The sequence below is a fragment of the Synechococcus sp. W60.1 genome (assembly GCF_047461575.1).
Classification (GTDB): domain Bacteria; phylum Cyanobacteriota; class Cyanobacteriia; order Thermostichales; family Thermostichaceae; genus Thermostichus.
On record NZ_JANSHL010000003.1, the window covers coordinates 231,408 to 245,037 of the forward strand.

13 protein-coding genes are annotated in these 13,630 nt (G+C 58.6%); 10 read left to right on the top strand and 3 right to left on the bottom strand.

The window, feature by feature from the left end; translation table 11 throughout:
* Positions 1–118: 118 nt before the first annotated feature.
* Together NW805_RS04960 and NW805_RS04965 are read right to left on the bottom strand one after the other, a co-directional pair.
* On the bottom strand, positions 119–598 hold the full coding sequence (locus NW805_RS04960; RefSeq protein WP_414421838.1) for an energy transducer TonB: 480 nt from the start codon (positions 596–598) through the stop codon (positions 119–121).
* Positions 564–1,250 (bottom strand): hypothetical protein, encoded by a 687-nt coding sequence (locus NW805_RS04965; RefSeq protein ID WP_414421839.1) that lies wholly within the window; start codon positions 1,248–1,250, stop codon positions 564–566. The genes NW805_RS04960 and NW805_RS04965 overlap by 35 nt, the downstream gene beginning before the upstream one ends.
* Positions 1,251–1,549: 299 nt before the next feature.
* Between NW805_RS04965 and NW805_RS04970 the strand changes: the two genes are divergently transcribed.
* Together NW805_RS04970 and NW805_RS04975 are read left to right on the top strand one after the other, a co-directional pair.
* On the top strand, positions 1,550–2,026 hold the full coding sequence (locus NW805_RS04970; protein WP_414382198.1) for a VOC family protein: 477 nt from the start codon (positions 1,550–1,552) through the stop codon (positions 2,024–2,026).
* An 18-nt stretch (positions 2,027–2,044) separates the two neighbouring features.
* A complete protein-coding gene (locus tag NW805_RS04975; protein WP_011432767.1) occupies positions 2,045–2,926 on the top strand; it encodes a Tab2/Atab2 family RNA-binding protein in 882 nt (293 codons plus the stop codon).
* Between the two features lie 361 nt (positions 2,927–3,287).
* Here NW805_RS04975 and psbQ read toward each other — a convergent pair whose 3' ends face one another.
* Complete coding sequence (psbQ, locus tag NW805_RS04980) at positions 3,288–3,731, bottom strand: photosystem II protein PsbQ (protein WP_414349863.1); 444 nt, start codon at positions 3,729–3,731, stop codon at positions 3,288–3,290.
* A gap of 143 nt (positions 3,732–3,874) precedes the next feature.
* On the opposite strand from psbQ, the gene NW805_RS04985 reads away from it, so the two are divergent.
* From NW805_RS04985 to infB, 8 genes are all read left to right on the top strand, one after another.
* The gene (locus NW805_RS04985) at positions 3,875–5,053 is read left to right on the top strand and encodes a TRC40/GET3/ArsA family transport-energizing ATPase (RefSeq protein WP_414421840.1); all 1,179 of its coding nucleotides are present in this window, start codon (positions 3,875–3,877) and stop codon (positions 5,051–5,053) included.
* A 101-nt stretch (positions 5,054–5,154) separates the two neighbouring features.
* Positions 5,155–6,390, top strand: a complete 1,236-nt coding sequence (locus NW805_RS04990; protein WP_414421841.1) for an RNA-guided endonuclease InsQ/TnpB family protein — start codon at positions 5,155–5,157, stop codon at positions 6,388–6,390.
* Between the two features lie 19 nt (positions 6,391–6,409).
* Positions 6,410–6,976: a thylakoid membrane photosystem I accumulation factor gene (locus NW805_RS04995; protein ID WP_414421842.1), complete on the top strand. Its 567-nt coding sequence runs from the start codon at positions 6,410–6,412 to the stop codon at positions 6,974–6,976.
* A complete protein-coding gene (locus NW805_RS05000; RefSeq protein WP_041436379.1) occupies positions 6,973–7,257 on the top strand; it encodes a hypothetical protein in 285 nt (94 codons plus the stop codon). Before NW805_RS04995 ends, NW805_RS05000 begins: the two co-directional genes overlap by 4 nt.
* A 51-nt stretch (positions 7,258–7,308) precedes the next feature.
* Positions 7,309–8,178, top strand: a complete 870-nt coding sequence (locus NW805_RS05005) for a prohibitin family protein (protein ID WP_414421843.1) — start codon at positions 7,309–7,311, stop codon at positions 8,176–8,178.
* A 515-nt stretch (positions 8,179–8,693) separates the two neighbouring features.
* A complete protein-coding gene (locus tag NW805_RS05010; protein WP_414421844.1) occupies positions 8,694–9,713 on the top strand; it encodes an HD domain-containing phosphohydrolase in 1,020 nt (339 codons plus the stop codon).
* Positions 9,714–9,757: 44 nt separating this feature from the next.
* Complete coding sequence (locus NW805_RS05015) at positions 9,758–10,048, top strand: YlxR family protein (RefSeq protein WP_011432759.1); 291 nt, start codon at positions 9,758–9,760, stop codon at positions 10,046–10,048.
* A gap of 396 nt (positions 10,049–10,444) precedes the next feature.
* On the top strand, positions 10,445–13,609 hold the full coding sequence (gene infB / locus NW805_RS05020; RefSeq protein ID WP_414421845.1) for a translation initiation factor IF-2: 3,165 nt from the start codon (positions 10,445–10,447) through the stop codon (positions 13,607–13,609).
* The last annotated feature ends 21 nt before the right edge of the window (positions 13,610–13,630 follow it).

Here is a 13,630-nt window from a genome sequence, read left to right on the forward strand (position 1 = left end):
CACTGGTAACGGTCGATTGGGGGTGTCGTAAACCATCCCAGAGGTCCGTGGTTAGTTTACTAACTGCAGGGCTACTAAAAGCCTACTCTGTACCGCGAAGCAGTCAGGGTCGGGTAGTTTACTTGGCGGATCCCCCTACAGTCAACTGGCCCAGCACGTTGATATCAAAGGTGAAATTAATTGTCACCGAGTTGCCCTCGTAAGCCTCAGGCAGCGGCAGGAAGGGAGCTGCCCTCTGGATAGCCGTCAGCGCTGCATCGTCTGTTTGTTGGCTGCCAGACGTGCGCCCCAGGCGAATGCTCTGCAGATCGCCAGCTCGACCCACTGTAAAGATCACCACTGTGCGGCGCGAGGTACCGGTCTGCCCAGGGATCCAATTTTGCTCCACTTTCCGCTGCAAAGCGGCCAGCCAGGGGCCCCAATCCACATCGGCCCGCGCTGCCACACGGGGGGGATTGGGAGCGGATTGGGTGGGGTTGGCCAATCCACTGGCTCCACTGCCCTGGATCCCGGCTCCATTGCTGGGAGCAGAAGCACTGACCGGAGGCCCCAACTGGGAAGAGTCAGAGGGCCGCTGGGCGGGAAGAACCTCTGTCACCGGTTGCGGAGCGGGCGGAACGGGAGCCAATTGGCTGGGATCCGAAACCCGCTCGCTTGGCTGTATGGGCAAGGGCTCCGCAGTTGGCGGGGGAGTGGGCCTTGGGGAGGGAGCAGCCGCCACAGGCGGTGGAGTTTGGGTCGGAGTAGGTCTGGGGACAGGCGTGGAAGGTGGCGGGGCCGCAGTCGGGGTCGCGGTGGGCTGAGGGGGGGGGGGTGGGGGGGGGCTTGGGTGGAGGGGTTGGAGTTGGGGTTGCCAGGGCAACTGCAGCCGGGGCAGGTGGTGGTGGAACAGGGGCAGGCGGTGGCGGTGGTTGGGGTCTTGGCGGCGGCGGCGGAGGGGCCTCCTGGGGAGGGGCGGCCTGAGATTGAGGTGGACTGCCTTGAGACGGAGGGGCTTCTACCCGCTCACCCCCATCGCGGGAATCAACTTCTGAAACCAGATCTGCTTCCTCTGGGGGCTGCAGATCTTCTGGATCCAGAAGGATAAACTCAATGGCTTCTTGTTCTGGCTCGCGAGTGAGCCAAAGCCGCCCCAAGTGGAGCAATCCCAGCAGCACCAGCACATGCAGCAGCAGCGATAGCGCCACCATCCAAAAAAAGTTGCGAGATTCATCCTCGCGGCGGCGCTGCTCAATCCAGATGCTGGTCATAGCCAAGATTGCCCTTTCCTTTCTTCAACGCTCTCAACACACCGAGTTGTCTGTTGCAGACTGGGCCACGGGGGTAACACCCCAGCTAGTGTTATAGCATCCGAGCAGTTGGCACTCCTGCGCAAAGGCGTATAGTCTATCTCGGGCTCGGGAAGGGATCCCACCTTGCAGCAGCTCTAAGATCGCCTACCTTGAAAAGAGCGGGGATCCCATTAGCCGGGGAAAAGCCCCACAGCTCGGGGTGCTGGCTCTGATGTTGGCTGGTGGGGCACTTTTGGTGGCTTTTTAGGAGCGACGTTATGGAACCCATCCGCTTTCATCTGGCCTTTCCAGTTGCCGATATTGCCTTGGCCAAGGCCTACTACGGCGATGGCTTGGGCTGTGAGATCGGTCGAGAAACCTCTGCTGCCGTTATTTTTAACCTGTACGGCCATCAACTGGTGGCCCACCTCACCCACGAAGAGCTGACGCCCCAGCGGGGCATCTACCCTCGTCATTTTGGCTTGATCTTCCCTACCCAAGGGGATTGGCAGGCGCTGGCCGACCGTGCCTTGGCGCGGGCCTTGCCCTTTTATCAAGAGCCGCGCTGGCGCTTTGTTGGCACCCCCTTGGAGCATGGCACCTTCTTTTTGCAGGATCCCTTCCATAACCTGCTGGAGTTTAAGTACTACCGCAACGCTTCCGCCATTTTCGGGGAGCGGGAATTGGCCTTGGTCGGGGACAGTGCTTCCCACCGCTCGCGCGAACGATCCCCGGCCCGCTCAAGTGGCATGTAGTGCAAACAGGAGGAACCTTTGGCCACTCAACCCCTGCGTTCTGGCCCTGCGCGCGGCCCTATCTGGCAGATGGATTTCAACGCCGTCCCCCTGCGGGATGAGCAGAACCGAAGGGTTTGGGAGCTGTTGGTATGCGATCCCACCGGCCGGTTTCGCCAAGCGCAGTATTGCAGTAACCAAGAGGTGAATAGCACCTGGGTGGCACGACAGTTGCGGAGCTACCTCGAAGCGGCTCCCCAGCCTCCCTCGGCCATTCGTGTGTTTCGAGCCCGCATGAGTTCCATCCTGCAACGGGCCTGCGATGCGGTTGGGATCCCGATGCTGCCCAGTCGTCGCGTTTACACCCTCAAAGCTTGGATGCGAGAACGGGCAGAGCAGGTTTACCCTCAAGAGACTCAGTTTACCTACAGCCCCGAACCTCCTGTGGATCCGGATCCGCCGGATCCCATCCGTCTGCCGGACAAGTTGCAGGGAGAACGCTGGGCCTTCGTGACCTTGCGAGCTGAGGATCTGCGGGAAGCCGACGCCTGGCCGATAGAATTTGGCGAGCTTTTTCCGGTTGCCTGGGACACTTTGACGCCCGACACATTGGCACCAGTGGTGCGGAGCACCCTCATTCCCGGCTTGGTGATTACCTCGCAGCGGGCTTTGCCGATGGCAGCCTGGATGAGCGGTATGGAACCCGCCTACTTGAGTGTGGCAGACGGACGGCTACTGCTCGAGGCGGGCCTCAACGATTGTTATCTGTTTGCACAATTGAGAGATGAAACACTGCGAACAGAGGCAGAAGTCTTTGCCCAGCGCCAGCAGCAGGCCCAGGGGCTCCACTTTCTTGCCATTCAAACCGATCTTAGGGCCCAGTCTTTCGCCGGCTTCTGGCTGATGCAACATCCGCTGTAAGTAGCAGCCGTTACAGCCTGTTTGTAAATTACAGTCATTTCAAACTAGATTGAGACACTCCCCAAACGCTCCGCGCCGCTGCCGCGACCACCCCCAGCTCCTCTCCCAGAGGGAGAGGGGAGTTAGAGACCAATGCGACAGAAATGTTTCATTACCTGTTTAAAAAATGACTACACTACTTGAAATGACTGCGTTTTCGATTCAAACTAGGGCCCTGCATCTGCACCCAAAACCTTGAATGCGCAGGGCCAGAAGGCTTTTCAAGGACTCCGTCCCGCTGGCGCGATCAGTGGCCTAGGCGTCTCACCCTAACTTGAAACCACCATATCGCCAAAGTCGCCAAAGAGAGAAGGGATCCTCACTAGGAAAACACAGCCTCCAGCGCCTGCAAGGTCTTTTTCACCTTGGCCTGGGCTGCCTCCACCTCGGGTTGGTCATAGGCTTTGGCGGCAAAGTCTAGTTGTTCTAAGCTGCGGCCCATCTCCTTAGCCAGGCGCAGCACTTCCCGCTTTTGTTTATCTGGCAGGGTAGCCGCCAGGCCGGTCAAGGTCTTACGAGTGAGTCCCATCGGCCCGTGGATGTAGGAGCGGATCTCCAACCAGTCCTCCGCCTCCACCAGGCTTTGCAGCCGCTCTACCTGTTGCTCCAGTTGTTGCAGCTCTCGGGGCAGGCCAGCAGCCGCTTGCACAGAAAGGGATCCCAGCCACAGCCCCAATGTCAGGATGGCAACCAGCAACACACTCCGCCAGCGACAGATCATCACATACCTCCCACATGCCTGCAACAGGCTTGACTTCTTGGCCATGATTGCCATCAGCTTTTTGGCAATCATTTGGTAATCAAATGAATAGTTTACCCGCTGGCTGCACCTCAGCCCTTTGGCTGCCTCTCGAAGAGCACAGCAAATCGGTTAGGCTAGGGATGTAAAAGAATGTAAATGGCACTCTCATGCAACGCATCATCCTCATGACCGGCAAGGGTGGAGTCGGCAAAACCTCGATGGCGGCGGCGACCGGCTGGCGTTGTGCCGAGATTGGCCTGAAAACTTTGGTGCTGAGCACAGATCCGGCCCACTCTTTGGCCGATAGCTTCGATCAGCCCTTGGGCCATGAGCCGGTCGAGGTCAAACCTAACCTTTGGGGGGCGGAGCTGGACGCCCTCAACGAACTGGAGCTGAATTGGGGATCCGTCAAAACCTACATTACCCAGGTGTTGCAGGCGCGAGGGCTAGATGGGGTGCAGGCACAGGAGCTGGCGATTTTGCCAGGGATGGATGAGATCTTTGCACTAGTGCGGGTGAATCGCCATTACGACGAAGGCAAGTTCGATGTGTTGATCATCGACTCGGCCCCTACAGGCACGGCCCTGCGCCTCTTGAGCCTGCCGGATGTTTCTGGCTGGTACATGCGCAGGTTCTACAAACCCCTGCAGGGGCTGGCGCAAATGCTGCGTCCTATTGCCGAGCCGATTGTGAAGGGGCTGACCGGGATCCCGCTGCCGAATGACCAAGTGCTGGATGCTCCTTATGAGTTCTATCAGAAGATTGAGCGGCTGGAGCGCATCCTCACCAACAACCGCATCACCTCAGTGCGGCTGGTCACTAACCCCGAAAAGATGGTGATCAAAGAATCGCTGCGGGCCCACGCCTACCTCAGCCTTTACGGGGTGGCCACCGATTTGGTGATTGCCAACCGCATCTTGCCCGATGGAGTGGTGGATCCCTACTTTGCCGCCTGGAAGGCAGCCCAACAGAAATATCGCCAGGAAATCCACGAAAACTTTGCCCCCCTGCCGGTCTTCGAGATCCCGCTGTACTCCGAGGAGTTGGTGGGATGGGACGCCCTAGCCTGCCTGAAAAAAGACCTCTGGGGGGATCGCAACCCGGCGGACGTGCTCTATGCCGAGCAAACCCTGAATGTGGTAACCGACAACGGCCAGTACCGGCTGGATCTTTACTTGCCCGGGATCCCGAAAGAGCAGGTGGAATTGACCAAAACCGGGGATGAGCTGAACATCCGCATCGGCAACCACCGCCGCAACTTGGTTCTGCCCCAGACTTTAGCGGCCATGACCCCGGCCCGCGCCAAGATGGAAGAAGACTACCTGCGCATTCATTTTGCTGCTTGAGGCTGTAGCTGCTCTTGGTGGCGTCAGCTAGAAATCGCAGGAGCCCCGCACTGTACCCGTAGGGTCAGTGTCGGGAGGAATGCGGAAGTTATGATAGAACCATGACCCAAGTCCTGACCGTCTCCTGCAAGCTCAAGGTGTCCCAGTCGCAAGCCGCAAAGTTGGATGCGACAATGGATGCCTTTGTGCAGGCGTTGAACTGGGTCAACCAAAACACACCAGAAAAAGTAGTCAACGCGGTCAAACTCCAATCCCTTTGCTACTACGAGACTCGAGCCCGGTTTGGCTTGTCCAGTAACTTGGCAAGGACTACGTCCCGCTTACGCGACCAACAGGTGTGCAGACGGGTAGCGGGTTCCCGCAAAGTGGCTAAGCAGAAAAAGCGTCCCGTCAAGGAGTTTAAGAGCGGCTTTGTTACCTACGACGCTCGCATCTTTTCGTTCCGTCAAAAAGACTGGACGGTGTCGCTGACCACGGTGGAAGGGAGAGAACGCTTTGAACTGGCCATTGGCAACTACCAGCGTGGGATGCTGGCTGGTTCCAACCCCAAATCCGCCACTCTGGTCAAGCGTAAAGACGGCTCCTACTCCATTCAAATCTGTGTGGAAGCGGAGCCATCCCCACCGCAACGCACGGGCAGAGTGCTGGGGGTGGACTTGGGGAGGACGGATATTGCCCATACGTCAGAGGGGGACAACTGGAATGGACAGCAGTTGAACAAAGTCCGAGACCACTACTCCAAGCTGAGGGCGGCACTCCAACGTAAAGCCAGTAAGGGCACACGCAGTTCGCGGCGCAGATGCCGTCAACTGCTGCAACGGCTGTCTGGCAAGGAGAGGCGCTTTCAAGTGTGGGTCAATCATCGCATCTCCAAAGCCATTGTCTCTAGGGCAAAAGCTACCAACAGCGCTATCGCCCTGGAAGACCTGACAGGGATCCGGGAAAGAGTCAATCAACAACCCCGCAGCAAAGCCGAACGGCGCAGGGCCAACAGTTGGGCGTTTTATCAACTCCGTCAATTTTTGGAGTACAAGGCGAGGGTTGCAGGGGTTTCTCTGATTCTTGTGCCGCCCGCCTACACGTCGCAGGCCTGCCACAAGTGTTTACACATCCATCCCGATCCTGCGCAATCCTACCGCAGTGGAAAGAAGTTTAAGTGTGGACACTGTGGATGGGAAGGGGATGCGGATTTGAATGGTGCGAATGTGATTGCGCTTTTGGGGGCTGCCGTAAACCAGCCTAGAGGTTCGGGCCTGTTTTGTTCTCTGGTAGAGCAGAGCAGGCTCAGGGCTACTGAAAGCCCGCTCCGTACCGCTTTAGCGGTCGGAGTCGGGTAGTTTACAAGAGGATGAGATCATGCTGTTGCTTCGTATCTTCCTGGTGGCTCTGCTCATCGCTTTGACAGGTTGGTTTTCCCCTCCCGCCAGCGCCCTGCTCAACGACGACCGTTACGATGGCAACATCTTTGCCCTCTACGGGGCCAATGGCGGCATGATCCCCCCCCGCGTTTCCTTGAAGCAGGCGAAAGAGCAAGGGATCCCGGCCCTCCTCGTGTATTACATCGATGACAGTAGCGATTGCAAAAAATACGCCGCCACCATTGCCAACCTGCAGGTTCGCTACGGGCTGGGGGTCTATTTCATCCCCTATTCCGTCGATTCCCTCCTGCCCGGCGACGAGCGCGGCCAATACTACACCGGACAAGTGCCTCAAACCCTCCTCTTCGACCCAGAGGGAAATGTCGTCTATCAATCCGTCGGCAACCGCCCCATCACCGAGGTGGAAAACGCTATTCGCGCCCTCTTCAAGTTGGATCCCGTTCCCCCAGGGCTGATCAAAGCCAAACCCTTCAACGAGATCCAAACCGGATTTGCCGGATCCCGTTCTCCCCAAGCCTACCCCCCCACAAAAGCCCAGCCGTGACGGCCAATCCCGATCCCTTTGATCCTCTCGAGGCTCTGCAGGAAAAACTCCAGAGTCTCCAGGCTCGTCTTGCCGACCTCAGAGAATTGGAGCGCATAGCCCAGCTTTCCCCTGAACAATGGGCCGAAATCCAAGCTGAAGCCAGTCAACTGGAGCAACGCCTGCAGGCTTATGTGCTAGAGGTGTTTAATCCTGTCCCCGCTACCTTTTGGCAGGTGGTACGCTTCGGCGGCCTTGGCCTGCTGCTGGGCATTGCCCTGCAGCGCTGGGTGCTGAGCTAGCCAGCACACCCCTTAAGATAAAAAAGCTCTTGGATCCCGGAGCCCTTGCCCATGCGCATGCGACGCCCTAGACCATTTAGTCTTGACCGCAAGACTTCGCGCTTTCTGCCTCTGCTGGGCCTGCTTTTGGCGCTGCTGACCCTCCTGCCCCGTTGTCTGCTGGTTGTCCAACCCGGCTACGAAGCCGTCATCTTCAACCGCCTCACGGGAGTGGAAATGACTCCCCGCCGCGAGGGGATCCATCTGCTGATTCCGGTGCTGCAGTTCCCCACCCTTTACGATGTGCGCACCCAAACCTACAACATGACCAGCCGAAGTGAAGAGCGCAGCGTCAAAGCCGACGATACCCTCACTGCTCTCACTGCCGATGGGCAACGGGTGGATCTGGATGTTTCGGTGCGCTATCGCCTGGATCCGGATCGGGTTCCCGAAATCCATCGCAATGTAGGCCCCGATTACCTGAACAAAATTATTCGCCCCGCCTCCCAAGCCGTGGTGCGCAATGTTATCGCCCGCTATTCGGCCATTGGCGTTTATTCTGAGCAACGAGCTGAAATCCAAGAACAAATTGCCGCTGAGCTCTCTCGCCTAATGCAGCCAGAAGGGCTGGTGCTGCAGAGCTTGCTCTTGCGCAATGTGGAATTTTCCAAAGAGTTTCAGTCGGCCATCGAAGCCAAACAAATTGCCGAGCAAGAGAAGCAAAGAGAAGTGTTTCGCGTAGAGCAGGCTCAACTCATCAAACAACGAATGATTGTCAAAGCCAGCGGTGAGGCCCAAGCCATCGCCCTCAAAGAGGAAGCGCTGCGCAGCAACCCGAACGTCATCCAGCTCGAGTATGTCCGCAACTTGCCCGACGACATCCAAGCCATCGTCAGCGAGCAAAACACCATCCTCAATCTGGGGGACTTTCTCAACAAGTAATCGATTCGAGAGTCCCAAGTTAGGATTGGATCCATCCAGTTCAGGTGCATCCACTCCAAGCCCGTTCTCAACAGACCATCAGCCCCAGCCCCTCTCCCAGAGAAGTGTTGCTGCTGTGCCCCTTAATTTCTTGATGGGCCGTAATTCTCGGCCTTTGCATTCATTTTGCATTCATAGAGAACCCAGCACTCTCCGGTACTCCGGGGGCCAAATACCGGGCCCGACACTCAACTGGCAAGCTGACGTAGGAGCCTGGGGAGTTGACTGGGGCATCCACTCTCCGGAGCATCTGTATCAGACTAAACAGAAGGAGGCTGCCAGGATATCTAGGCTTTGTACAATTGCTCACAAAGCCCTGGGTTGATGGGAGAAAACCCTTCCCTTTCCCGGAGCAGCTCAGTGTAAAGCCTGATGCTCTTTTTTCTCTGATGGGATTACCGTAGAGGTGTTGCTACTGGGATCCTGCAGTGACCAGCTTTTCCTGTGCCCAACTCGCCAAACTCGAGATGCCCAAGATGCCCGTGACAGTTGGGATCCCTGTCACACCTTCTGCGGATGAGGCGGATGAGACAGAGATCGGTCATCTTTTGATCGTCGATGATCAGCCCAACAGCCGCCTGCTGCTGGGGGATCTGCTGCAGAGCATTGGCTATCGGGTCAGCGAGGCCGAAAGCGGCAATCAAGCCCTGCAAATGTTGAAAACCTTCCAGCCGGATCTGATCTTGCTGGATGTCATGATGCCGGGGTTAGATGGGTTCGAGGTCTGTCGACGCATCAAAGCGAATGATGAGACACGCTTGATCCCGGTGGTATTGGTTACAGCGGCCAGCGATCACAAAAATCGCGTGCGCGGTATTGAAGCTGGGGCAGATGATTTCTTGAGCAAGCCCTTTGACGAGTCGGAATTGTTGGCGCGGGTGCGTTCCCTCGTTCGCCAAAAGCACCTCAATGAAGACTTGGATCATGCTGCTCAGGTTCTGCTCGCCATTGCCCGCAGTGTGGAAAGCCGGGATCCCACCACCGGGGATCACTGTGAGCGCCTGGCACAAATGGCCAAGAGCTTCGGCGAGTTTTTGCATCTGCCCCGTCCCCTGATCAAGGTGCTGATGTGGGGAGGTTACCTGCACGACATCGGCAAAGTGGGCATACCCGATGCCATTTTGGGTAAAACAGGCAAGCATACGCCGGAAGAGTGGGAGGTGATGAAATCCCATGTCTTGATCGGGGAGCAAATCTGCCGCCCACTACGCACCATGAAAGAGGTGTTGCCCCTCATCCGTCACCACCACGAGCGTTGGGATGGCAGCGGTTATCCCGACGGCCTCAAGGGGGAAGAGATCCCTCTGGTGGCCCGTATCTTCCAGATCATCGACATCTACGACGCCCTCACCTCAGAGCGACCTTACAAGCGAGCGTTCACCGTTCAAGAGGCCATAAGCATCTTGCGGGAAGAAACAGACAGGGGTTGGCGGGATCCCCAGTTGGTGGAGTATTTCTTTGAGTTTCTGCGATCGCGGGCGCTGGATTTGGAGTAGGCTAGATAGGGCTTGCTTGTAGTGTACCAGCAGGATAGAGTCTCTTGCCGGGTGCCGATCCGCTGCGTCGTTGTGTAGGGTGTCGCCAGTTGTTTCCTCGCTCACAACTGTGGCGGCTGGTCAGACAATTTGATTCCCACCAAGTGCTTTTGGGCGGGGGTATGGGGCGCTCTGCCTATGTCTGTCGGCGGCTGGAATGTCTGCAAGCAGCCCGGCGCAAGCAACAGATAAACCGAGCCCTCAAGGCACCTGTGCCTGACTCGTTGTTCCAACGGCTGCTGGATTCTCTTGAGCAAGATTCCCAGGGACATCTCCTCCAAAAGCCTGAGCCTTAGAGGTATTCCCAATGTAGGTAAGATATTCAAAGCGCCTCTTCAGGTTCGCTAAGTTGCGAACCACACGGCAGCCCCTCTCAACTGTCAGAATGGGAGTTGGCTGGAAAACTGAGGCCAAGTGGGATGAACTGCAGAGAGGTTATTCTGGAGGCGCTGTTGACATTTGCTCGTTCTTCCTCGGTTGCTTTACTGGATGTCCCCTGTGGATGTTGCCAGAGCAGCTTCAGACCTGGGTTCCCTTCAGGCCGGATCCCCGGAGGATTGCCGAGCTGTTCTCGATGCGCCGGAGGAAGCCCCCGCAAGCCCGAAAGGTTCGGCTCAACCCAATAACTTGGTTCCCATTGAGTTTGGATAGTAAAACTGACGAGAAGTAAAGGAGCAGAGGCTAGCAGACGAATGACCGATAAAGTTCGAATTTATGATATTGCCCGTGAGATGGGGCGTGACAGTCGGGATGTGCTGGAGGTTTGTGAGCAACTGGGGATCCCTTTCAAAACCCACAGCAGCACCATTTCTCCGGAGCAAGCTGAGTTGGTGCGCAGCAAGCTGGGCGCCCCCCACATTGTGAAACCTCCTCGACCCCGGCCCAAACCCCCATCTGAAAGCCTGCCGCCGGAGCCTCCTGCTGAAGCTAAAGCCAGTGAGCGCCCTCAGCAGAAAGTTCCCGGCACCGCTAGCGCGATCGTCGGCATTCGTCGGCCCACGCCCGTTCAGCGGCAAGCCCCAGTTGGCGAGGCCAAGACGGCTGAAACTCCGCCGGCTGCCAAGCCCTCGCCATCTCGACCTGAGCGAGTCTCCCCCGAAAAGGGATCGGCTGGTGGTGCTCAGCTCATAGGCCCACCGCGGCGGCAGGTTACCCCTCTTGTCCGCTCGTCTGAGGCCACCCAAAAGCCGGAGACTGTTTCTCAACCGGCAACCCCTCCCACTCCCTCTGAGTCTGCCGCGGCCAAAGCCAGCGGCTCGGAGCCCAGTCCTGTGGCCAAGCGCCCAATCGTACTCTCGCCCCCTCAACGCGCTACCTCCGGGACAAAACCGCCGGCAGAGCGGCCTGAACCGCCGCAAAAAGCTCCCGAGCTCAGTCGCCCCAGCCCCTCAGAAGCACCATCCCCCAGCCACGCCCGCGTTCCTCAGCCTGCGGAAGAAAAAGCTCCTTCTCCTCCACCTGCGCAGCGCCCCCGTCCACAACTGGTGAGCGCACCCGTTCGCCCTGGCACGCGCTCCTCGGCAACCAAAGAAGACAGTGTCAGCAGCAGCAAAGTCGGTGAAGCTCCTCGTCCGCAGCGGCGGATGGAACTGGTGGGGCCCCCTACCCGTCCTGTGGCCAAGCCGGCTCCCCCTGAGCCAGATGCCGCCTCTCCCTTGCCAGAGAGGATCCCTGGGGAACGTCCCAGCCCAGTGTTGGCGGAGGCTCCCGTAAGACCTACCCCACCCAAGGTCAAGCGCAAAACGGAAGAAGAAGAGGACGACGAGCTACAAGCTCTCAGTCGGCGGGCTGCCCGCGTCCAAGCCAAACGCAAACGCAGTCGGAGACGGGGGGAAGGAGATGGAGATGGTTTGGATTTGGATCCCATGACCATCATTTCAGCGGTCAAGCAGGCTGAGCTAAACGCCCTCAAGCCCTTGGCTCGCCCCACCGCCAAGCCTCCTTCCTATCGCCCACCCGTGGCAACGGCTGCTCCCACCGCCCGCTCCCGCCCTGCTGCTCGTTCGCAGCAGCAACCCACCTCCGCTGAAGCTGATGCTGCCGATCGCGCCAGCGGGACAGAGCCCTTGCCCGAAGAGAAGGTGTTGCTCTTGGATGGCAGCCTCACCGTTCAGGAATTGGCCCACCGCCTGCGTGTGGCCGAAACCGAGATCATCAAAACCCTCTTTTTCAAAGGGGTGATGGTGACCATCAACCAAGTCCTGGATGAATCGCTGGCCGAGTCGGTGGCCAAAGAGTTGGGCTATGAGATTCGCCGACCCGAGGCAGAACCCAAGGCCAAAAAAACCGAAATGCTGGATGTGGAGGACATCGACCATCTGGTCTCGCGTCCGCCGGTGGTGACCATCATGGGCCATGTGGATCACGGCAAAACCACCCTCCTCGATGCCATCCGCGACACCAAAGTGGCGCAGGGAGAGGCTGGCGGGATCACCCAGCGTATCGGTGCCTACCATGTGGATGTGAACTTTGAAGGCCAGAAGCGGCGCATCGTTTTCCTGGATACTCCTGGCCACCAGGCTTTTACCGCCATGCGCGCCCGGGGAGCCCGCGTCACCGACATTGCGGTTTTGGTGGTGGCCGCCGACGATGGGGTACAACCGCAAACTCTGGAAGCGATCAGCCATGCGCGGGCGGCTCAGGTGCCGATCATCGTGGCCATCAACAAGATCGACAAGCCCGGCAGCCAGCCAGAGCGCATCAAGCAGCAGTTGGCGGAGCACGGCCTATTGCCAGAGGAGTGGGGTGGCGACACGCCCATGGTGGAGGTGAGCGCTCTCACCCGCCGTAACCTGGATGCTCTGCTGGAGATGATCCTATTGGTGGCCGATGTGGCGGAGCTGCAGGCCAACCCCAATCGTCCCGCTCGCGGCACGGTGATCGAGGCCCACCTGGACAAAGCTCGCGGGCCGGTGGCTACCCTCTTGGTGCAAAATGGCACTCTGCGGGTCGGAGACACCCTGGTGGCCGGGGCCGTTCTGGGTCGGGTCAAGGCGATGATGGACGATCGCGGCCAGCGGTTGCAAGAAGCCGGGCCGTCTTCGGCGGTACAACTGCTGGGCTTGGATGAAGTCCCGGCAGCCGGGGATGAGTTTCAGGTTTACACCGACGAAAAAGAGGCCCGTCGCATTGCCCAAGAGCGGGCGGAGGTGCTGCGGCAAACCCGTCTACAACAGGCGCTGCTGTCTCGTCGCGTGAGCTTGGGTAGCGTTTCCGCCAAAGCCCAAGAAGGCCAGCTCAAGGAGTTGAACTTGATCATCAAGACGGATGTCCAGGGATCCGCCGAGGCCATTCAGACAGCGCTGCGGGATTTGCCCCAAGAGGAAGTCCAGTTGCGGGTTCTGCTGGCGGCCCCTGGCGAGATCACGGAAACCGACGTGGATTTGGCTGCGGCCAGCGACGCCATCATCCTCGGCTTCAACACTACCCTGGCCCCCGGCGCCCGTCAGGCTGCCGATGACAAGGGTGTGGACGTGCGGGAGTACGACATCATCTACAACCTGCTGGACGATCTGCGGGCGGCCATGGAGGGCTTGCTGGAGCCGGAAGAAGTGGAGGAGCCGCTGGGTCAGGCGGAGGTGCGCATGGTGATCCCCATCGGGCGCGGTGCGGTTGCCGGCAGCTATGTGCTCTCGGGCAAGGTGCAGCGCAATGCTCTGGTGCGAGTTCGCCGCAGAGGGGAGGTAGTTTACGAGGGACGTCTAGACTCCCTGAAGCGCTTCAAGGACGATGTGCGGGAAGTGGCTGCGGGCTTCGAGTGTGGGATCGGCATCGACAAGTTCCAATCCTGGCAGGAAGGCGACATCATCGAGGTGTACCAGATGGTCACCAAGCGGCGGACGCTGGCCTCTGTCTAGCTTCATCAAGGCACTTCAGGT

Excerpts from the sequence above, each read along its gene's own strand:
- NW805_RS04965 (WP_414421839.1), bottom strand. The coding sequence starts at position 1,250 with ATGACCAGCATCTGGATTGAGCAGCGCCGCCGCGAGGATGAATCTCGC.
- NW805_RS04970 (WP_414382198.1), top strand. The coding sequence starts at position 1,550 with ATGGAACCCATCCGCTTTCATCTGGCCTTTCCAGTTGCCGATATTGCC.
- psbQ (WP_414349863.1), bottom strand. The coding sequence starts at position 3,731 with ATGGCCAAGAAGTCAAGCCTGTTGCAGGCATGTGGGAGGTATGTGATG.
- NW805_RS04985 (WP_414421840.1), top strand. The coding sequence starts at position 3,875 with ATGCAACGCATCATCCTCATGACCGGCAAGGGTGGAGTCGGCAAAACC.
- NW805_RS04990 (WP_414421841.1), top strand. The coding sequence starts at position 5,155 with ATGACCCAAGTCCTGACCGTCTCCTGCAAGCTCAAGGTGTCCCAGTCG.
- NW805_RS04995 (WP_414421842.1), top strand. The coding sequence starts at position 6,410 with ATGCTGTTGCTTCGTATCTTCCTGGTGGCTCTGCTCATCGCTTTGACA.
- NW805_RS05005 (WP_414421843.1), top strand. The coding sequence starts at position 7,309 with ATGCGCATGCGACGCCCTAGACCATTTAGTCTTGACCGCAAGACTTCG.
- NW805_RS05010 (WP_414421844.1), top strand. The coding sequence starts at position 8,694 with ATGCCCGTGACAGTTGGGATCCCTGTCACACCTTCTGCGGATGAGGCG.
- infB (WP_414421845.1), top strand. The coding sequence starts at position 10,445 with ATGACCGATAAAGTTCGAATTTATGATATTGCCCGTGAGATGGGGCGT.